General features: G+C 75.1%; 20 protein-coding genes. 19 read left to right on the top strand and 1 reads right to left on the bottom strand.

Going from position 1 to position 18893, the window contains the following annotated elements; genetic code table 11:
- Nucleotides 1-80 precede the first annotated feature (80 nt).
- The 16 genes from murC to ACQP12_RS24400 all read left to right on the top strand — a co-directional run bounded on the left by murC (nucleotide 81) and on the right by ACQP12_RS24400 (nucleotide 14938).
- Nucleotides 81-1562, top strand: coding sequence for a UDP-N-acetylmuramate--L-alanine ligase (murC, locus tag ACQP12_RS24475; protein WP_433282336.1), 1482 nt, complete (start codon nucleotides 81-83; stop codon nucleotides 1560-1562).
- Complete coding sequence (locus tag ACQP12_RS24470; protein ID WP_357939907.1) at nucleotides 1559-2377, top strand: cell division protein FtsQ/DivIB; 819 nt, start codon at nucleotides 1559-1561, stop codon at nucleotides 2375-2377. The genes murC and ACQP12_RS24470 overlap by 4 nt, the downstream gene beginning before the upstream one ends.
- Before the next feature lie 238 nt (nucleotides 2378-2615).
- Nucleotides 2616-3731, top strand: a complete 1116-nt coding sequence (ftsZ, locus tag ACQP12_RS24465; RefSeq protein ID WP_151464449.1) for a cell division protein FtsZ — start codon at nucleotides 2616-2618, stop codon at nucleotides 3729-3731.
- 9 nt (nucleotides 3732-3740) lie between these two features.
- Entirely contained in the window at nucleotides 3741-4487 is a 747-nt protein-coding gene (locus ACQP12_RS24460; protein WP_357939910.1) for a YggS family pyridoxal phosphate-dependent enzyme, read from the top strand.
- 193 nt (nucleotides 4488-4680) lie between these two features.
- The gene (locus ACQP12_RS24455) at nucleotides 4681-5373 is read left to right on the top strand and encodes a cell division protein SepF (protein WP_433282333.1); all 693 of its coding nucleotides are present in this window, start codon (nucleotides 4681-4683) and stop codon (nucleotides 5371-5373) included.
- Nucleotides 5374-5401: 28 nt separating this feature from the next.
- Nucleotides 5402-5707: a YggT family protein gene (locus ACQP12_RS24450; protein ID WP_091268049.1), complete on the top strand. Its 306-nt coding sequence runs from the start codon at nucleotides 5402-5404 to the stop codon at nucleotides 5705-5707.
- A gap of 41 nt (nucleotides 5708-5748) precedes the next feature.
- A complete protein-coding gene (locus tag ACQP12_RS24445; RefSeq protein WP_433282331.1) occupies nucleotides 5749-6558 on the top strand; it encodes a DivIVA domain-containing protein in 810 nt (269 codons plus the stop codon).
- Between the two features lie 76 nt (nucleotides 6559-6634).
- Complete coding sequence (locus ACQP12_RS24440) at nucleotides 6635-7369, top strand: hypothetical protein (RefSeq protein WP_433282329.1); 735 nt, start codon at nucleotides 6635-6637, stop codon at nucleotides 7367-7369.
- 2 nt (nucleotides 7370-7371) lie between these two features.
- Complete coding sequence (locus tag ACQP12_RS24435) at nucleotides 7372-7680, top strand: DUF167 domain-containing protein (protein WP_357939919.1); 309 nt, start codon at nucleotides 7372-7374, stop codon at nucleotides 7678-7680.
- A gap of 22 nt (nucleotides 7681-7702) precedes the next feature.
- Complete coding sequence (locus ACQP12_RS24430; protein ID WP_357939921.1) at nucleotides 7703-9208, top strand: potassium/proton antiporter; 1506 nt, start codon at nucleotides 7703-7705, stop codon at nucleotides 9206-9208.
- Nucleotides 9209-9431: 223 nt separating this feature from the next.
- Nucleotides 9432-9851 (top strand): TraR/DksA family transcriptional regulator, encoded by a 420-nt coding sequence (locus ACQP12_RS24425; protein ID WP_357939924.1) that lies wholly within the window; start codon nucleotides 9432-9434, stop codon nucleotides 9849-9851.
- Nucleotides 9852-9918: 67 nt separating this feature from the next.
- The gene (gene lspA, locus ACQP12_RS24420) at nucleotides 9919-10521 is read left to right on the top strand and encodes a signal peptidase II (protein WP_433282325.1); all 603 of its coding nucleotides are present in this window, start codon (nucleotides 9919-9921) and stop codon (nucleotides 10519-10521) included.
- Nucleotides 10518-11462: an RluA family pseudouridine synthase gene (locus ACQP12_RS24415; protein ID WP_357939928.1), complete on the top strand. Its 945-nt coding sequence runs from the start codon at nucleotides 10518-10520 to the stop codon at nucleotides 11460-11462. The genes lspA and ACQP12_RS24415 overlap by 4 nt, the downstream gene beginning before the upstream one ends.
- Before the next feature lie 3 nt (nucleotides 11463-11465).
- Nucleotides 11466-12326: a hypothetical protein gene (locus ACQP12_RS24410; protein WP_433282323.1), complete on the top strand. Its 861-nt coding sequence runs from the start codon at nucleotides 11466-11468 to the stop codon at nucleotides 12324-12326.
- Between the two features lie 141 nt (nucleotides 12327-12467).
- On the top strand, nucleotides 12468-13943 hold the full coding sequence (locus ACQP12_RS24405) for an AAA family ATPase (protein WP_433282321.1): 1476 nt from the start codon (nucleotides 12468-12470) through the stop codon (nucleotides 13941-13943).
- Nucleotides 13944-14203: 260 nt separating this feature from the next.
- Nucleotides 14204-14938: a DUF2567 domain-containing protein gene (locus ACQP12_RS24400; RefSeq protein ID WP_433289419.1), complete on the top strand. Its 735-nt coding sequence runs from the start codon at nucleotides 14204-14206 to the stop codon at nucleotides 14936-14938.
- Here the strand turns inward: ACQP12_RS24400 and ACQP12_RS24395 are convergent.
- Nucleotides 14904-15605, bottom strand: a complete 702-nt coding sequence (locus tag ACQP12_RS24395) for an LON peptidase substrate-binding domain-containing protein (RefSeq protein ID WP_357939936.1) — start codon at nucleotides 15603-15605, stop codon at nucleotides 14904-14906. The genes ACQP12_RS24400 and ACQP12_RS24395 overlap by 35 nt on opposite strands.
- A 107-nt stretch (nucleotides 15606-15712) precedes the next feature.
- Here ACQP12_RS24395 and hisD point away from each other — a divergent pair, with 107 nt between their 5' ends.
- The 3 genes from hisD to hisB are packed head-to-tail and all read left to right on the top strand — an operon-like array spanning nucleotide 15713 to nucleotide 18880.
- Nucleotides 15713-17035, top strand: coding sequence for a histidinol dehydrogenase (gene hisD / locus ACQP12_RS24390; RefSeq protein ID WP_433282319.1), 1323 nt, complete (start codon nucleotides 15713-15715; stop codon nucleotides 17033-17035).
- Nucleotides 17036-17090: 55 nt separating this feature from the next.
- On the top strand, nucleotides 17091-18272 hold the full coding sequence (locus ACQP12_RS24385; protein WP_433282317.1) for a histidinol-phosphate transaminase: 1182 nt from the start codon (nucleotides 17091-17093) through the stop codon (nucleotides 18270-18272).
- On the top strand, nucleotides 18269-18880 hold the full coding sequence (hisB, locus tag ACQP12_RS24380; RefSeq protein ID WP_433282315.1) for an imidazoleglycerol-phosphate dehydratase HisB: 612 nt from the start codon (nucleotides 18269-18271) through the stop codon (nucleotides 18878-18880). Before ACQP12_RS24385 ends, hisB begins: the two co-directional genes overlap by 4 nt.
- The last annotated feature ends 13 nt before the right edge of the window (nucleotides 18881-18893 follow it).

The raw sequence follows: 18893 nt of genomic DNA, 5'->3' as shown, positions 1-18893 counted from the left end.
GCGAGGAGTGAGCCGGCGAGCCCCGCAGTCGCGAACAACGGTGGCGCAGTGATGGCCGCCGCGACCGGAAGGTACGTCTCATGAACACCGCGCAGTTCACCCCCGCCGGCACGATGACCGCGGAGGACCTGGGCCGGATCCACCTGATCGGCGTGGGCGGCGTCGGCATGAGCGGCCTGGCCCGGCTCTTCCTCACCCGGGGCCTGCCGGTCTCCGGCAGCGAGCTGCGGGAGTGGCCCTCCCTGGCCGGGCTGCGGGCGCTGGGCGGCACCATCCACATGAGCCACGAGGCGACCAACCTCGACGGCGTGGACACGGTCGTCTACTCCTCGGCCATCCCGCAGGACCACCTGGAGATGGTGGAGGCGCGCCGGCGCGGGCTGCGGGTGCTGCACCGCTCCGAGGCCCTCGCCGCCGCCATGACCGGCCGCGCGACCGTGGCGGTCGCCGGCACCCACGGCAAGACCACCACGACCTCGATGGTCACCATGGTGCTCCAGCAGGCCGGCGCCGACCCGTCCTTCGTGATCGGCGGCGAGATCTCCGAGGTCGGCTCGGGCGCGCACCACGGCACGGGCGAATACTTCGTGGTCGAGGCGGACGAGAGCGACCGCTCGTTCCTCATCTACCGCCCGTACGTGTCGATCATCACGAACATCGAGGCCGACCACCTCAACACCTATGGCGACCTGGCCAACCTGGAGGCGACCTTCGCCGAGTTCGCCCGGCTCACCGACCCGGAGGGCTTCATCGTCACCTGCGCCGACGACCCGGGCGGGCGGCGGCTGGCCGAGACGCTGCGGGCCGAGGGGCGCCGGGTCTGGACGTACGGCGAGTCCGCCGACGCCGACCTGAGGCTGAGCGGGATGGCCTCCTCCGCGCAGGGGGTGCGCTACCTGGCCGAGATCGAGGGCCGGTCGCTGGGCGAGATCCGGCTCCCGGTGCCGGGGCGGCACATGGGGCTCAACAGCGCCTCGGCGGTGCTCGCCGCGTACCTGCTGGAGCTGCCGATCACGGCGGCGGAGGCCGCGCTCGGCGCGTTCCCCGGCGTGCGGCGGCGCTTCGAGCGCAAGGGCGTCGCGGACGGCGTGCTGGTCTACGACGAGTACGCCTACCACCCGACCTCGATGACGCTGGCGCTGCAGACGCTCCGCGAGGTGGCCGGCGAGGGCCGGCTGATCGTGGTGTTCCAGCCCTACCGGCTCTACCGGACCCGCGACCTCCAGGCGGAGATCGCCGCCGCCCTCGGCATCGCCGACGAGCTGGTGCTGCTGGAGGTCTTCGGGCCGGGCGAGCTGCGGCAGCCCGGCGAGGGCTCGGCCGCGCTGCTGTCGGTGGTGCCGCTGCCTCCGGACCGGAAGGTCTTCGTCGAGGCGTGGGACGACGTGCCGGCCGAGGTGGCCCGCCGGGCGCGGCCGGGTGACGTGGTGGTCACCATGGGCGCGCCGCCGATCTCGCTGATGGGCGACCAGCTGCTCGACGCCCTGCTGGCCCGGACCGGTGGCGCCGCGGCGATCGGCAGCGGCGTCGACCCGGACGGCGCGGCGGCCACGGCCGGATGAGCCCCGGCCCGGCCCGCGGCCGCACTCCCGGCCAGGACGGCGGGGCCGGTCGGCGCAGCCCGGCCCGGCGGTGGCAGCTGGTCCGGGCGGGCGCGGACGCCGTACCCCCGTCCACCCGGCGTTTCATGGCCCGGGCCCGGCAGCGGCGGATGCGCGCGGCGCTGCCCTGGGCGGTCACGGTCGCCGTGCTGGCGGTCGCCGGGCTGGTCGCCTGGACCGTGCTGGGCACCGGCCTGTTCGGTGTCCGGGAGGTACGGGTGGTCGGCGCGACGCTGGTGACCCCGGTCGAGGTGCGCGACGCGGCGGCCGTGCCGGACGACGCTCCGCTGGCCCGGGTGGACCTGGCCGCGACCGCCCGCCGGGTCGGCACGCTCGCCGCGGTGGAGCGGGCCACGGTGGAGCGGGACTGGCCGGGCGCCCTGGTGATCCGGGTGGTCGAGCGGACCCCGGTGGCCGCCGTGCCGCAGGGCGAGCGCTGGGCTGTCGTGGACCGGGCCGGTGTGGTCTTCCAGAGCCTGGACCAGGCCCCCGCCGGGCTGCCGGTCGTCCGGGTGGGCAGCCCGGCCCCCGACGATCCCGGCACCCGCGCCGGGCTGGACGTGCTCGCGGCGCTCAGCCCGAAGCTGCGCGCGGAGCTGGTCGCGGTGGACGTGGCCGGGCTGGCCCGGATCACCCTGCTGCTGCGCGACGACCGGAAGGTGGTCTGGGGCGACGCGACCCGCAGCCCGGACAAGTCCAAGGTGGCCACCGCCCTGCTCGGTCGGAAGGCCGACACGATCGACGTCAGCGCGCCGGACGTGGTCACCTTCCAGTGATCCGCCGGTCAGCCGGGGTGAGCCGGCCCGCTCCATGGGCGACACGCCGGAAAGGTCCTTGGCTCAGCGCGCGGCGGCGCATACGTTGCCCCGAAGAGATCAGTGGTTGACATCGCTCTAAGCCTCTAGTAGAGGGTGAGGGTTTCAGCCGTCGGAACAGCTGGGAAATGCTCCGCCGCTGGTCTGGCCAAGCCGTGTGGGGTCGGCCCATGCCAATCTCGAAGGGAAAGGACCGGAGATGACACCTCCGCACAACTACCTGGCGGTCATCAAGGTCGTCGGCATCGGGGGTGGCGGCGTGAACGCCGTCAACCGGATGATCGAGGTTGGGCTCAAGGGCGTCGAGTTCATCGCGATCAACACCGACGCGCAGGCGCTGCTCATGAGTGACGCCGACGTCAAGCTCGACGTCGGCCGGGAGCTGACCCGTGGGCTGGGGGCCGGCGCCAATCCGGACGTCGGCAAGAACGCCGCCGAGGACCACCGCGACGAGATCGAGGAGGTGCTCAAGGGCGCCGACATGGTCTTCGTGACCTGCGGCGAGGGCGGCGGCACCGGCACCGGCGGCGCGCCGGTCGTGGCCAACATCGCCCGCAAGCTCGGCGCGCTCACCATCGGCGTGGTCACCCGGCCGTTCTCCTTCGAGGGCAAGCGCCGCCAGGTGCAGGCCGAGTCGGGCATCGAGGAGCTGCGCAACCAGTGCGACACGCTCATCGTGATCCCGAACGACCGGCTGCTCGCGCTCGGTGACCGCAACATCTCCATGATGGACGCCTTCCGCACCGCGGACCAGGTGCTCCTCTCCGGTGTCCAGGGCATCACCGACCTGATCACCACGCCGGGTCTGATCAACCTGGACTTCGCCGACGTGAAGAGCGTGATGAGCGGCGCGGGCAGCGCGCTCATGGGCATCGGCAGCGCCCGCGGCGAGAACCGCGCCGTGGAGGCGGCCGAGGCGGCCATCTCCAGCCCGCTGCTGGAGCAGAGCATGGACGGCGCGCGGGGCGTGCTGCTCTCCATCGCCGGCGGTTCCGACCTGGGCCTCTTCGAGATCAACGACGCCGCCCAGCTGGTCACCGACGCGGCCCACCCGGACGCCAACATCATCTTCGGCGCGGTCATCGACGACGCGCTGGGCGACGAGGTGCGGGTGACCGTGATCGCGGCGGGCTTCGACGGCGGCGCGCCGGCCTACAAGGCGGTCGAGCCGTCCCGCAAGACCAACCAGAACCCGCCGACCCAGGCGAACGCGCCGGTGAGCCCGCCGGCCACCATGCCGGCCCCGCAGCAGTCGCCGCGCCGGGTGCTCTTCGACGACGTCGACGTGCCGGACTTCCTCAAGAACGGGTCCTGAGCCGCACCGATGACCGATTCACGGACCACGGTGCGACCTGACCGTCGCGCCGAGCTCGCGGCCGGCCTCGCCCGGGTCCGGGGCCGCATCGCCGACGCCTGCGCGGCGGCCGGGCGGGACCGGGGCGAGGTCACCCTGGTCGCGGTGACCAAGACGTACCCGGCCGCCGACGTGGTCGCGCTGGCCGGGCTCGGGGTGACCGACGTGGGGGAGAACCGCGACCAGGAGGCCGCCCCGAAGGCCGCCGAGGCGGCCGCCGCCGGGGCGGCGCCACGCTGGCACTTCATCGGCCAGCTCCAGCGCAACAAGGCCCGCTCGGTGGTCCGCTACGCCGACGTGGTCCAGTCGGTCGACAGCGTGCGGCTGGCCGCCGCCCTGGACGGCGCCGCGGCCGCCGCCCGGGACCGGCCACTCGACGTGCTCGTGCAGGTGAGCGTCGACGGCGACCCCGCCCGCGGCGGGGCGCTGCCGGACGCGGCCGACCCGGACCGGGGGCTCGGTCCGGTGGCCGCCGCGGTGGCCGGGGCCGGCGGGCTGCGGCTCGCCGGCCTGATGGCGGTCGCCCCGCTGGGCTGGGAGCCGGACCGGGCGTTCGCCCGGCTCGCCGAGGTGGCGGCGCGATTCCGCGCCGACCATCCCGGTGCGACGGTGCTCTCGGCGGGCATGAGCGGTGATCTGGAAATTGCGATCGGATATGGCGCGACACATGTCCGCGTCGGCAGCGCGTTGCTCGGAATGCGCCCCACGCTGCGGTAGCCTGACCGCGAAAGAAGCAAATTACAGCAGTGTTGTTAGGAACGGCGTTCCCGTAGCCGGGGGCCGTGGGGGGCGGACCGCGAATCGCTCGCCAGGGGATTGCCGATCCGGTCCGGTGGGCATCGTTGTCCACTCGTGATCAAGCGACACGGCACGGGGGCGCGTGCCGCACGGCGGACGGAAGGGCGCGGGGATGGGTGCACTGCGCAAGGCGGGGGTCTGGCTCGGTCTCGTCGAGGAGGACGAGGAGCGGGCGTACGAGGACGGTGGCTACGACAAGGGTGGCTACCGCGAGTCGCGCTACCGGTCGAGCCGCTACTCGGAGGAGTTCGCCGACGACGAGGACGACGAGTCCGAGGAGCCGCCGGCGAGCCGGGGCCGGGTCGGCGACCGGGGCCGGTTGACCGAGCGCGCGTCGAGCCGCGCCGTCGAGAACGATCGTGCCGAGATGGAGCGGCCGGAGCGGACCGAGCGGTCCAGCGTCCGGTCGATCACCCGCTCCGGCGCGGGCGAGACCTCCGGCGCGCTGACCTACCACACCCGCGACAACCTCGCCCTGGCGCCGCAGGCCCAGCCGCGCGAGCGGGCCGTGGTGGAGGACGAGCAGCGCTACCAGATCACGACCCTGCACCCGACCACGTACCGGGAGGCGCGCACCATCGGTGAGCACTTCCGCGACGGCGTACCCGTGATCATCAACCTCACCGAGATGGACGAGGCGGATGCCCGCCGGCTGGTCGACTTCGCTGCCGGGCTGGCGTTCGGCCTGCGCGGTACGATCGAGCGCGTGACCAACCGGGTGTTCCTGCTCTCACCGGCCAACGTCCAGGTCACCGCGGAGGACAAGGCCAAGATCGCTGAGGGCGGCTTTTTCAGCCTGAGCTAGCCCGCACGACCGAGGGACGTCGCCTGCCGTGTTGTCGATCCTGTTCCAGGTGCTCTATCTGCTCCTGTATTTCTTCCTGCTTGTGCTGTTGGCCCGATTTGTCCTCGGCGCCGTTCTGGCCTATGGTCGCCGCTGGCAACCGGGTCGTGGAGCATCCGCGGGACTCGAAGTCGTGTGGAGCGTCACTGATCCGCCCCTGCGCGCGTTGAGGCGTGTGATCCCACCACTGCGAATTGGTACCGTGAGCATCGACCTGGCCTCCCTTGTGCTCCTGGTTATCCTGTTCGTGCTGATGGAGTTCGTGTTTAGGCGCCTGATCCTGGCCTTTGCCTGACCAGAGCGCTTTCGCGGCCGCAACTGACCCGAGGAGTTTCGATGCCGCTGACCCCGGCCGACGTCCACAACGTCGCCTTCAAAAAGCCGCCGATCGGCAAGCGGGGCTATGACGAGGAGGAGGTCGACGCCTTCCTGGACGAGGTTGAGCGCGAGCTCGCCCGTCTGATCGAGGAGAACAACGAGCTGCGCGCCCAGGTGGAGCGCGGCGGTCGGGGTGGCGCTCCCGCCGGTCCCGGCGGCGACGCCCGCCTCGCGGCCGAGCTCAACGACGTGAAGGCCCAGCTCGACCGGGTGCAGCGCGACAAGGCGGCCGCCGAGCAGGCGGCCCGGGCGATGCAGGCCGAGCTGGAGCAGGTCCGCGCCCAGGGTGGCCCGGCGGCCTCCGCCGCCGACGGCGAGCAGCAGGCGCTGCGGGTGCTCATGATGGCCCAGCGCACCGCCGACGACCACGTGTCCGACGCCCGGCGCGAGGCCGACCAGCTGCTCTCCGAGGCCCGTTCCAAGGCCGAGGAGGTCACCCGCGAGGCCCGCGCCAAGGCCGACGCCCTGGAGCGGGACGCCCGCCAGCGGCACCAGGAGGCCATGGGCGGCCTGGACGCCAAGCGCACCGCGCTGCAGAAGCACATCGAGGAGCTCAAGCAGTTCGAGCGCGAGTACCGCACCCGCCTCAAGGCGTACCTGGAGAGCCAGCTGCGCGACCTCGACGGTCGCGGCCAGGGCCTCGAGGTCGAGATGAACCGCTCCGAGGGCGCCCGCGCCGCCGGCGGCGGCAGCAACGGCCTCGCCACCGCCGGCCTCGCCGGCTCCTACGGCGGCGGTCGCACGGGCTCGCTGGAGTCCGGCCGCTGATCCCGGCGTCGGTGGCCGTCCCCGCGGCGGCCACCGGCAACGCAGCAGACCGACACGACGCGGCCGGGGGTGAGCCGTGATAGCCGCCAGCATCCTGCTCATCCTCGTCGCGGTCGTGCTCCTGGTGGCCGGGCTGGCCGGTGGGTCCAGCCCGCTGCTGATCACCTCGATCGCGGCCAGCCTGCTGGCCGCCGTCGCTCTCGTCGCGTTCGCCCGCCAGGCGGCCGCGGCCCGGGCCACGGCGGGCCGGGAGACCGGGCCGCGCCGCAGGACCGCACCGTCGCGCCTGTCCCAGGACGAGCCGGAGGTCCCGGTCCCGCACAGCACGTCGCCGGTCGGCACCGGTGGACCCGGGAGGCGGCAACCGCCCGGGCCACCGGTGGCCGACCCGGCCGACCCGCCGGCCGCCGCGTACAGCCCGCCGGTCGATCCGTTCGAGCCCGGGCCGTTCGAGCCCGGCCCGTTCGACCCGCCGGCCGAGCCCTACTCGCCGCCCGCCCCGCGCGGCCCGTCCCGCGCCGAGACGGCCTCCGACGCGCCGACGCCCACGTCGCCGGCGCCGGACGGCCCGTTCGAGGGTGATCCGCCGGCCGAGTTCCTCACCGCCGGGGAGGTCGCCCAGCTGGTCCGGCTAGACGGCGAGGTCCGGGTGGTCGACGGCCACCCCCGCTTCCACCTGCCCGGCTGCCACCAGCTGGTGGGCCGGGCCGACGAGCCGCTGCCGGTCGCCGAGGCGGTCGGGCTGGGCTTCACCCCGTGCGGCCGGTGCGCGCCGGCCACCACGCTGCTCGCCGAATCCCGGCCGCACTGATCATGGTGGCCATGGACGACACGCTCACGGTCGCCGTACGCGTGAAGCCCGGCGCCTCGCGGGCCCGGGTCGGCGGCCGGTTCGACGGGCCGCACGGTCCCGCCCTGGTCGTCGCGGTGAACGCGCCCCCGGTGGACGGCCGGGCCACCGAGGCGGCCCGCCGCGCCCTGGCCGACGCGCTCGGCGTCCGGCCGGCGGCGGTCTCCCTGCGCGCCGGCGCGGCCAGCCGGGACAAGCTCTTCCTGGTCGAGCACCCGGCCCCCGGGCTGCCCGACCTGCTCCGGCGGCTCCGCGACGGATCGGCCGGGTGACGCGCCCGCGGACCGGCCGCGAATGACGCCGGGGCTCGACGTCGCGCTGCTGGTCGGCGCCGCCGTCCTGCTGGTCGCGGTGGGCGCGGTGCGGTTCTCCACCCGGCTCGGCGTGCCCAGCCTCCTGGCCTACCTGGCGCTCGGGGTGGCCATCGGCGAGGCCGGCCTGGGCATCCGGTTCGACGACGTCGAGCTGACCCGGGTGCTCGGCTTCTGCGCGCTCATCGTGATCATCGCGGAGGGCGGGTTGAGCGCCCGGTGGAGCACCCTGCGGCCGGTGCTCGGTCTGGCCGCCGCGCTCTCCACGGTCGGCGTGCTGGTCAGCATCCTGGTCGTGGGCGTCGTGGTGCACCTGCTGCTCGGCCTGGACTGGCGGCTGGCGCTGCTCTACGGCGCGGTGCTCTCCTCCACCGACGCGGCGGCCGTCTTCGCCACCCTGCGCCGGCTGCGCCTGCCGCCCCGCCTGGTGGCGACCCTGGAGGCCGAGTCCGGGATCAACGACGCGCCGGTCGTCATCCTGGTGCTGCTGCTGTCCCGGGCCGGGGTGGAGGCCGCCCACCCGTGGTGGTACGAGGTGCTCCTGGTCGGCTACGAGCTGGGCGTCGGCGCGGCGGTCGGGGTGGCCGCCGGGATCACCGGCCGGTACGCGTTGCGCCGGGCCGCCCTGCCGTCCAGCGGCCTCTACCCGATCGCGGTGGTCGGCTTCACGGTGCTGGCGTACGCGGCCGGCTCGGTGCTGCACGCCTCGGGCTTCCTGGCCGTCTACGTGGCCGGCGTGCTGCTCGGCAACGCGCGGCTGCCGCACCGGCAGGCCATCCTGGGCTTCGCCGACGGCCTGGCCTGGCTGGCCCAGATCGGCCTGTTCGTGCTGCTCGGCCTGCTGGTCTCGCCGGGCCGGCTGGACGCGGCGGTGCTGCCGGCGGTGGTCACCGGGCTGGCTCTGCTGCTGCTGGCCCGGCCGCTGTCGGTGGCGGTGTCCGCGCTGCCGTTCCGGTTCGGGCTGCGCGAGCAGCTCTTCCTCTCCTGGGCCGGGCTGCGCGGCGCGGTGCCGATCGTGCTGGCCACCATCCCGCTCTCGCTGCGGGTGCCGGGCGCCGACCGGCTCTTCGACGCGGTCTTCGTGCTGGTGGTGATCTTCACGTTGCTCCAGGCCGGGACCCTGGCGCCGGCCGCCCGCCGGCTCGGGGTGACCGCGCCGGCCGAGGCCGCGGAGATCCTGCTGGAGACGGCCCCGCTGGAGCGGATGCGGGCCGACCTGCTCCAGCTGGAGGTGCCGCCGGGCTCCCGGCTGGGCGGGGTGCACGTGGACGAGCTGCGGCTGCCGGTGGGCGCCTCGGTGACGCTGGTGCTGCGCGACGGGGTGGGCTTCGTGCCCGGCCCGGACACCCGGTTGAAGGTCGGCGACAGCCTGCTCATCGTGGCGACCGCCGAGGTGCGGGATGAGGCGGAGCGGCGGCTGCGCGCGGTGAGCCGGCGAGGCCGGTTGGCCCGGTGGTTTGGCGAGTACGGCGAGGACCGGACCGGCTGATCTGCTAGCGTTCCCTTTGTCCCGATTGGTGGCTGTTCGGGGCTGAAACGCGGTGCGACGGTGCGGCACGTTGTCGGACGCCTGTACGTTCCGTATTCTTGCCACCCTCCGGAGTGCACGGCCTTGTCGCCGTGCGCCCGTTCCGTACATGGGGGACGCCCGCTGCCGGCGACCCCCGCCCAGGCACGCTGACCGCCGCGGCACGCGGCTGAGGGAGCTGACGATGGCGAAGCCAGCCGACACCAGGACCGCCGGCCGCAAGCCGGTGGCGAAGGCCACCCGCAGCGCCGCGGAGACCGAGAAGATCCGGGCCGCCCTGGCGGCACGGCGGGACGAGCTCAACGCCGAGTACGATCAGACGCTGAGCGAGATCACCGAGCTGCAGCGCGACCGGCTGACCGACTCGGCCGGGGACGACCAGGCCGACACCGGCACCAAGACGTTCGAGCGCGAGCAGGAGATCTCACTCGCCAACAGCATCAAGGAGCGGATCACGCAGGTCGAGCGCGCGCTGGAGCGTCTCGACGAGGGTGGCTACGGCTGGTGTGAGCGGTGCGGCACCCCGATCCCGGTGGAGCGGCTCGCCGCCTTCCCGTCGGCCACCCTCTGCGTGAGCTGCAAGCAGCTGGAGGAACGGCGCTGACGTCCGTTCCCCGGCGGCCGAACGGCAGACGGTGACCGCCACCGTCGCGAGCGTCGATGGGGAGCAGATGACCGCAGCACCGCCCGCCGGGTCCGGCACCGCCGAGTCGGGCACCGGCACGCCCCGCCGCAAGGCGGCCGGCCTGCTGCTCGGGGTGGCCCTGACCTCCCTCGTCGCCGACCTGGTCACCAAGCAGCTCGCGCTCTCGGAGCTCACCGGGCGCGGCCCGGTGTCGCTGCTCGGCGGGGCGGTCTACCTGAGCCTGACCCGCAACAGCGGCGCCGCGTGGAGCATCGGCTCCGACCACACCTGGGTCTTCCCGCTGATCACCATCGGCGTGATCGCCTGGATCGCCTGGATGGCGCTGCGGCTGCGGTCGCTGCCCTGGGCCGTGTCGCTCGGGCTGGTGCTGGGCGGGGCGCTGGGCAACCTCACCGACCGGGTCTTCCGGGCCCCCGGGCACTTCGTCGGCCACGTGGTCGACATGGTCAGCCTCTTCGACCCGTACGGGCAGGTCTGGCCCGTGTTCAACCTGGCCGACAGCTCGCTGGTCTGCGGCGTGCTGCTGGCGGTGTTCCTGGAGCTGACCGGCCGGCAGCGGGACGGCTCCCGGGCCACCGCCGGTCGTTCCGGCGACGAGACCCCCGCCGCACAGCGGGAGCGCGCGTGACCTCCGCCTTCGCCGCCGGCGGCGACCACCGCTCCCTGCCCGTCCCGGACGGGCTCGACGGCATGCGCCTGGACCAGGCCGTCTCCCGGCTCTTCGGGCTGTCCCGGACGGCCGCGGCCACGCTGGTCGACGCCGGTGACGCGCTGGTCGACGGCGCGGCCCGGCCCAACTCGCACAAGGTCAAGGCGGGCTCCTGGCTGGAGGTCACGCTGCCCGCGCCGGCCGCCCCGCCGACCGTGGTGCCGCAGGCGGTGCCCGGCCTCACCGTCGTCTACGCCGACGACGACATCGTGGTGGTGGACAAGCCGGTCGGGGTGGCCGCCCACCCCAGCCCGGGCTGGACCGGCCCGACCGTGATCGGCGGGCTGGCCGGGATCGGCCACCGGATCTCCACCAGCGGCGCCGCCGAGCGGCAGGGCGTGGTGCACCGGCTCGACGTGGGCACCACCGGCGTCATGGTGGTGGCCAAGAGCGAGCAGGCGTACACCGTGTTGAAGCGGGCGTTCAAGGTCCGCGAGGTGGAGAAGCGCTACCACGCCGTGGTGCAGGGCCATCCGGACCCGCTGCGCGGCACCATCGACGCGCCGATCGACCGGCACCCGCACCACGACTACCGCTGGGCGGTGGTCTCCGGCGGCAAGCCGAGCATCACCCACTACGACACCCTCGAGGCGTTCCCCGCGGCCAGCCTGCTCGACGTGCGGCTGGAGACCGGGCGTACGCACCAGATCCGGGTGCACTTCTCCACGCTGCGGCACCCCTGCGTGGGCGACCTCACCTACGGCGCCGACCCGACCCTGTCGGCCCGGCTCGAGCTGAGCCGGCAGTGGCTGCACGCCCGCTCGCTGAGCTTCGCGCACCCGCGCACCGGCGACGAGGTCACCTTCGTGAGCGACTACCCGGACGACCTGGCCCGGGCGCTGGAGATCCTGCGCGACTGACCGATGAGCACCGACACCGTGCCGCCGCGGCGGTCGCGCTCCGCCGCGCTCACCTGGCTGGCCCTGGCCTGCGCGCTGGTGGTGCTGGTGGTCGCCGTCGCGCAGCGGCGGGACGAGCCCGTGGGGGACCGCACGGTGGGTGAGGTGACCCGGGTCGGGGTGGCCGACGGGGACTCCGTGCCGGCCTACCTGCGCGCCGCCGCCGACGAACTCGCCCGGCTCGACGCCCCGGCGCCCGGCGGCTACGCCCTGGTGTCGTTCGCCGCGTACCTGACGCCGGCGCAGGTGGCCACCGCGCTGGGCGGCGCCCCGGTCTCCGCCGTGCTGGCCCGGGTGCCCGTGCCCGGGCGGCAGACCGAGATCGTGCGGATCGCCGCGTTGCGCGTCCCGGACGACGTGGTCGCCGGGATGGTCGAGGTGGCCGTGCGCAAGGACCGGGAGGCCGCCGACTACCGGGCCCGCGCCGCCGCCCCGGCGGCCACCGCCGATTCCGAGCTGCGCCGGGTGTACGACACCGGGGCCGTCGTGGCGGCGCGGGAGGCGGCCGGCTATCGGGCGGCCTGCGCCTGCGTCTACGCCGCCGTGGTGCGGGACGCCCCGGCCGCCCTGCGGGCGCTGGCCGCCCGGTCCGGGGTCCGCGCGGTCGACCCGGCCCCGGAGGTGAGCCGGTTGGACCGCACGGTGTTCACCGCGCCGCTGCCGGAGCAGCGGGACGTGGTCCGGCCGCCGGCCGACACCGGGCTGGCACCGGGCGCCGCTATGGCCGATTCGTCGGAATCCGCACCGACGGTGACCGGATCCTCACCGGCCGCCGGCCGGCCCGCCACCGGGCCGGGACCGCCGAATCCCGCTCCCACCTCCTGAGACGTGCAGGTGGGCGGGCCCGTGGCCGGTGGGGCGGTGAGGAGAGCCACCGGGGGATGTGCGCACCGGGGTGTGGTCCGAATAGGGTTTCGTTCGTAGCCTGTCAGGCGGAGATCGATGGGCTGGGGGAGGGGCGAGGCCTTGGATGGCAGCGAAACCGGTTGGGGTCGGCAGGCTGAGCCGGCACCACGGTGGCGGGCGCTGCTCGACCGGGCCCGGCTCGGCGGTCGCGGCGCGGAGCACCCCGACGCCGACCACCGCCCCGACGAACCCCCGCCGCCGACCCAGGACCCGCTGCCCCGGCGGGCCGCCGGCACCGGCTGGACGGGCCGGGCGCAGGCCGTCGCCCGCCCCGCCGACGCGTCGTTCGACGCCGAGCCGGCCTACCGCGTCGAGGCGACCTACCGGGTGGAGCCGGCCTACCGGGTCGACCCGCGCCACGGCGGCGAGCCGGCCTACCGGGCGGAGCCCGCGTACCGCGCCGAGCCGGAGCCGCGCGCGGAGCCGTCCTGGCGGGCCGAGCCGGTCCACCCGCCGGAGCCGGGCTATCCCGAGCCGCAGGCGCGGGGCCGGGGCACCGCCTCGGTCGAGTCCCGGTACGCCCTGCTCGACACCGGCTACCAGCCCGACCCGGCCCCGGTGGAGTCCCGCTACGCGCTGCTCGACCGGGGTCGCTACCGGCCGGAGACCCACCCCGCCCCCGAGCCGCCCCCACCCGCCCCCGCCCCCGCCTATCCGGCCCGGCCCGAGGGTTACCCGGCCCGGATCGAGCCGGCACGGGTGGAGTGGCGCGCGCAGGGGCCGGACAGCGAGCTGGAGCGGGCGACCGGGGTCCTCCGCCGCGAGCTGGGCGGGCCCCGGGTGCTCGCCTTCGCCAATCCCAAGGGCGGGGTGCACAAGACCACGGCCACCGTGCTCGCCGCGGCCACCGTGGGCAGCGTCCGCGGGCGCGGGGTGCTGGCCTGGGACGACAACGAGCTGCGGGGCACCCTCGGGCTGCGCGCCGGCAGCGCCCGGCACGCCCGCACCATCCGGCACATGGTCCACGACCTCGCGCAGATCGAGATCCTGGAGGGCGCCACCCTCCTGGAGCACCTCGACGACTATCTGCGGCACGCCTCCGACGGCTCCTACGACGTGCTGGCCGGCGAGGAGAGCCCGCGCTTCGCCCAGCGGCTGGACCAGTTCACCGTCAAGCGCGTGCTGGAGCTGCTGCGCCGCACCCACGACGTGGTCTGCGTGGACACCGGCAACAACGTGGAGAGCCCCAACTGGCGCACGGTCATGCAGGCCGCCGACCAGCTCGTGGTGACCACCGTGCCCCGGGAGGACGCCGCGTTCAGCGCGGACTGGATGCTCGACCTGCTGCACGAGGAGGGCATGGGCGAGCTGGCCGACAACGCGGTCACCCTGATCTCCTGCCCCACCCCCGGTCGCACCTCGCTCCAGGACGACCTGGAACGGCACTTCGCCACCCGGACCCGGGCGGTGGCCGTGGTGCCCTACGATCCGGCGCTGGAGACCGGCTCCTCGATCGAATACCACCAGCTCCAGGCGGAGACGCGGCAGGGCTGGCTCAAGGCCGCCTCGGTGATGCTGGAGCCGTTCGCCCGCTGACCGCCACCGCCGCCCCGCGCCGCCCCGCCGCCTGAGAGGATCACCGGGTGAGTCCGGACACCCCTGATTCCGAGCGGGCCGCCGGCGGTCCCGGCGCGCCCGGCGACGCCGCCCGCCCGCCCGCCGGTGCGGCCAGCTCCCCGCGCCCCGACCGGCCCACCGACTCCGTCCCGCCCGACGGGTCCCCGGGTGCGGCACAGACGCCCGGCCGGTCTCCGGACGAAGGAGCCGCGCCCGGCCGGCCCCCGGGCCAGGGCGAGGTGCCCGCGTGGCCCGGCGGCCTGCCGGTGCCTGCCGGCACCCCGGTCACCGCGCCCGGCGCGGACCCGCTCGCCGGCTACCCGGGCGTCGTCGGGGCCGTGCCCGGTGCGCCGGTTGCCACCCGGCGGGCCGGTGGCCGGGCCGCCGCGGTCGCCCTCGGCGCGGCGGTGCTGCTGACCGTGCTCGGCGCGCCCCTGGGCCTGCTCTGGGCGCTGGTGGCCCCCGGCACGCCGGTGCGGATGACCGACGACGGCGCCGTCTACGCCACCCCGCAGCCGGAGCAGCCGATCGCCGCGGACGGCTGGTTCAGCCTGCTCGGGCTCGGCTTCGGCGTGCTCGCCGCGATCACCCTGTGGGTGGTGCTGCGCCGCCGGCGTGGGCCCGCCGGCCTGGTCGCCGGGGTGCTCGGCGGGCTCGGCGCCGCGGTCGTGGCCTGGCAGGTCGGCCGCCGGATCGGGCTCGGCACCTACCAGCGGCTGCTGGACACCGCGCCGCCCGGGACCGACTTCACCAAGCCCGCCGACCTGCGTGCCGGCGGGATCGACTGGTACGGGCCGCTGCCCGTCCCGCACGGCAACCTGCTGCTGGCGGCGTTCGGCGCGGCCGTGACGTACACCCTGCTGGCCGGCTGGTCGCGGTGGCCCTCGCTGCGGCCGGAGCCGGCGTGGGACGGCGGGTGGGCGCCCGGCGGGCCGGGGATCAGTTCGGAACCGGGGGACCAGCCAGCTCGCTGAGCGGCACCGGGACGGCCCGGACCTGGCGCAGCAGGGTGGTCTCCCGGTTGAGCAGCCGCAGCTCGGCCCGGAGCCGCCCGGCGGTGTCGTCGATGGCGAGCAGCCGCTGCCGGTCGTCGACGGTCAGCGCCGCGGTCGCGGCGACCAGGTGCGACAGGACCGTCGGATCCTCCGGCAGCTGCTCGGAGATCTCCTGCGGGTCCGGCCGGACCAGGCCCAGATATTGCCGGAAGACCGAGATGACGCGGGCGGCCAGCAGGTCGGCGACCTCGTCCGCGCCGGACGGCTCGGGCAGCCACTCCACCTCGGCGGTCAGGTAGGGCGCGGCCGCGTCGTCGACCTCGGCGACGCGGAACCGCCGCCGCCCCACGGTGACGATGTCGAACCCGCCGTCGGCCAGCTCGGTGACCTGCCGCAGCTCGGCGGTGCAGCCCACCTCGTGCAGGGTGACCTCGCCGCCCGGTGCCGACCGGCCCGGCGGCCCGGCCGCCGCGACCTCCCAGCCGCTCTGGATCGCCACCACCCCGAACTCGCGGGCCGCGCCCTCGGGCAGCCCGACGAGGTGGCGCACCAGCGCCCGGTAACGCTCCTCGAAGATGTGCAGCGGGAGGACCAGCCCCGGGAACAGGACCGTCCCGAGCGGAAAAACCGGCAGCCGTGCGGTCACGTGATCGAGGGTATCCCGATCGCGTCCCGGCGGCGTGTCCCGGCTCACCGTCCCGGCGTACGGGCGGCTCCGGTCGGCGCGCGGGCCGGCGGCCTAGACTCGCAAGGGTGTTGAACCGGATCGACCTGCGCGGCGGGTCCCGTGACCCGCGCCGCCTGCTGCCCCGTGCCCAACTCGACGTCTCCGTGGCCGTCGAGCGCATCCGCCCCCTCGTGGAGGCGGTCCGGGAGCATGGATACCCGGCGATCCGCGAGGCGAGCGAGCGGTTCGACGGCATCTCCCCGGAGCGCCTGCGGGTGCCGGTCGACGTGATCCGCGCGGCCGAGGACAGCCTCGACCCGCAGGTCCGGGCCGCGCTGCTGGAGTCGATCACCCGGGCCCGCAAGGTCCACGCCGACCAGCGCCGCACCGACCACACCACGCAGGTGGTGCCGGGCGGCACGGTGACCGAGCGCTGGGTGCCGGTCGACCGGGTGGGGCTCTACGTCCCCGGCGGCCTGGCCATGTACCCGTCGACCGTGGTCATGAACGTGGTCCCCGCCCAGGCGGCCGGGGTCCGCTCGCTGGTGGTGGTGAGCCCGCCGCAGAAGGAGAACGGCGGCCTGCCCGACCAGCGGGTCCTCGCCGCGTGCGCGCTGCTCGGCGTCGACGAGGTCTACGCCGTCGGCGGCGCCCAGGCCGTGGCCATGCTGGCGTACGGCGCCACCGTCGACCCCGAGGGGGCCGAGCGCTGCGACCCGGTCGACATGATCACCGGCCCCGGCAACATCTGGGTCACCGCCGCCAAGCGGCTGCTGCGCGGCGTGGTCGGCATCGACGCCGAGGCCGGGCCCACCGAGATCGCCATCCTGGCCGACGACACCGCCGACCCGGCGCACGTCGCCGCCGACCTGATCAGCCAGGCCGAGCACGACCCGCTCGCGGCCAGCGTGCTGGTCACCCCGTCGACGGCCCTCGCCGAGGCGGTCGACGCCGAGCTGGCCCGGCAGGTGCCGGCCGCCAAGCACGCCGACCGGATCGGCACCGCGCTGCGCGGCGAGCAGAGCGGCGTGGTCCTCGTCGACGACCTGGAGGCCGGGCTGCGGGTGGTCGACGCGTACGCGGCCGAGCACCTGGAGATCCAGACCGCCGACGCCCGCGAGTGGGCGCTGCGGGTGCGCAACGCCGGCGCGATCTTCGTCGGCGCCTGGTCGCCGGTGTCGCTCGGCGACTACTGCGCCGGCTCCAACCACGTGCTGCCCACCGGCGGCTGCGCCCGGCACTCCTCCGGCCTGTCGGTGCAGTCCTTCCTGCGCGGCGTCCACCTCGTGGAATACACGCGGGAGGCGCTGCGCGAGGTGGCCCCGCACGTGGTCACCCTGGCCGGCGTCGAGGACCTGCCGGCACACGGCCAGGCGGTCAGCGCGCGCTTCCCGGGGGAGACCCCGTGAGCGCGAGGAGTGAGCCGGGTCTGCGAGCCCCGCAGTCGCGAACTGAGGTGGCGCCGTGACGACCCTGGACGACCTGCCGATCCGCGACGACCTGCGGGGCCTGAAGCCCTACGGGGCGCCGCAGCTCGACGTGCCGGTGCGGTTGAACACCAACGAGAACTCCTACCCGGTGCCCGAGCCGGTGGCGGAGGCGATCGGCAAGGCCCTCGCGGCCGAGCTGCGCGACCTGAACCGCTACCCCGACCGGGACGCCGTGGCGCTGCGCGCCGATCTCGCGGACTACCTCGGGCACGGGCTCACCGTCGACCACCTGTGGGCCGCCAACGGCTCCAACGAGATCCAGCAGCAGCTGCTCCAGGCGTTCGGCGGCCCCGGGCGCACCGCGCTCGGCTTCACCCCGGCGTACTCGATGCACCCGCTGCTGGCGCTCGGCACCGGCACCGGCTGGATCCCCGCCGCCCGCGACGCGGACTTCGGGCTGACCGTGGCCGACGCGGTCGCCCAGGTCCGGGCCCACCGGCCCGACGTGGTCTTCCTCTGCTCGCCGAACAACCCGACCGGCACGGCGCTCGACCCGGCCGTGGTCGCCGCCGTGCTCGCCGAGGCACCCGGCATGGTGGTCGTGGACGAGGCGTACGCCGAGTTCGCCCGGCCCGGCACGGTCAGCGCGCTCGCCGTGCTGCCCGGGCACCCCCGGCTGGTGGTCACCCGGACCATGAGCAAGGCGTTCGGCTTCGCCGGCGGCCGGCTCGGCTACCTGGCCGCCGACCCGGCCGTGGTGCAGGCGGTGCAGCTGGTCCGGCTGCCGTACCACCTCTCCGCGCTCACCCAGGCCGCCGCCCGTGCGGCGCTGGCCCACCGCGACGCCCTGCTCGGCACGGTGGCCGCGATCATGCGGCAGCGCGACCGGATCGTCGCCGAGCTGCGCGCCCGCGGGCACCGGGTGGCCGACAGCGACGCCAACTTCGTGCTCTTCGAGGTCGGCGGCGACCGACAACTCCGGCTCGGCGCGTCTGACGCCGCGCCCCGACCCGCAGCCGTCGACCGACAACTCCGGCTCGGCGCGTCGGACGCCGCGCCCCGACCCGGAGCCGTCGACCAGGCCACCGCCTGGCGCACGCTGCTCGCCGCCGGCGTGCTGGTCCGTGACGTCGGCCTGCCCGGCTGGCTGCGGGTCACCGCCGGCACCCCCGCCGAGACCGACGCCTTTTTGTCTGCGATGGAGAAGCTGTCATGAGCCGGACCGCCCGGGTGGAGCGGATCACCAAGGAGACCAAGGTTCTCGTCGAGATCGACCTCGATGGCACCGGCAAGGCCGACATCGAGACCGGCGTCGGTTTCTACGACCACATGCTGCACCAGATCGCCCGGCACGGCGGCTTCGACCTGACCGTGCACACCGTCGGCGACCTGGAGATCGACGCCCACCACACCATGGAGGACACCGCGCTCGCCCTGGGCGCCGCGTTCGACCAGGCGCTGGGGGACAAGGCCGGCATCCGGCGGTACGGCTCGGCCACCGTCCCCATGGACGAGGTGCTGGTCCGCGCCGCCGTCGACCTCTCCGGCCGGCCGTACGTGGTGCACGACGAGCCGGTGCTCGCGCCGTACATCGGGCCGGTCTACCCGACCAGCATGACCCGGCACATCTGGGAGTCGTTCGGCCAGGCCGCCCGGGTCACCCTGCACGTGGACGTGCTGCGCGCGGCCCGTCCGGGCGGGAACCCGGACGCCCACCACGTGGTCGAGGCCCAGTTCAAGGCGGTCTCCCGCGCGCTGCGCGAGGCCACCTCGATCGACCCGCACGCCGCGGGCGCGATCCCCAGCACGAAGGGCGCGCTCTGATGAGCGCGAGGAA

Origin of the sequence: Micromonospora sp. CA-244673 (assembly GCF_050948395.1) — a bacterium.
Lineage (GTDB): Bacteria > Actinomycetota > Actinomycetes > Mycobacteriales > Micromonosporaceae > Micromonospora.
The sequence above is the reverse complement of the archived record's forward strand: the minus strand, read 5'-3'. Positions and strand labels throughout refer to the sequence as shown.

Excerpts from the sequence above, each read along its gene's own strand:
- ACQP12_RS24435 (WP_357939919.1), top strand. The coding sequence starts at position 7,372 with ATGGTGGCCATGGACGACACGCTCACGGTCGCCGTACGCGTGAAGCCC.
- ACQP12_RS24410 (WP_433282323.1), top strand. The coding sequence starts at position 11,466 with ATGAGCACCGACACCGTGCCGCCGCGGCGGTCGCGCTCCGCCGCGCTC.
- ACQP12_RS24445 (WP_433282331.1), top strand. The coding sequence starts at position 5,749 with ATGCCGCTGACCCCGGCCGACGTCCACAACGTCGCCTTCAAAAAGCCG.
- lspA (WP_433282325.1), top strand. The coding sequence starts at position 9,919 with ATGACCGCAGCACCGCCCGCCGGGTCCGGCACCGCCGAGTCGGGCACC.
- ACQP12_RS24470 (WP_357939907.1), top strand. The coding sequence starts at position 1,559 with ATGAGCCCCGGCCCGGCCCGCGGCCGCACTCCCGGCCAGGACGGCGGG.
- ACQP12_RS24455 (WP_433282333.1), top strand. The coding sequence starts at position 4,681 with ATGGGTGCACTGCGCAAGGCGGGGGTCTGGCTCGGTCTCGTCGAGGAG.
- ACQP12_RS24430 (WP_357939921.1), top strand. The coding sequence starts at position 7,703 with ATGACGCCGGGGCTCGACGTCGCGCTGCTGGTCGGCGCCGCCGTCCTG.
- murC (WP_433282336.1), top strand. The coding sequence starts at position 81 with ATGAACACCGCGCAGTTCACCCCCGCCGGCACGATGACCGCGGAGGAC.
- ACQP12_RS24425 (WP_357939924.1), top strand. The coding sequence starts at position 9,432 with ATGGCGAAGCCAGCCGACACCAGGACCGCCGGCCGCAAGCCGGTGGCG.
- ACQP12_RS24460 (WP_357939910.1), top strand. The coding sequence starts at position 3,741 with ATGACCGATTCACGGACCACGGTGCGACCTGACCGTCGCGCCGAGCTC.
- ftsZ (WP_151464449.1), top strand. The coding sequence starts at position 2,616 with ATGACACCTCCGCACAACTACCTGGCGGTCATCAAGGTCGTCGGCATC.
- hisB (WP_433282315.1), top strand. The coding sequence starts at position 18,269 with ATGAGCCGGACCGCCCGGGTGGAGCGGATCACCAAGGAGACCAAGGTT.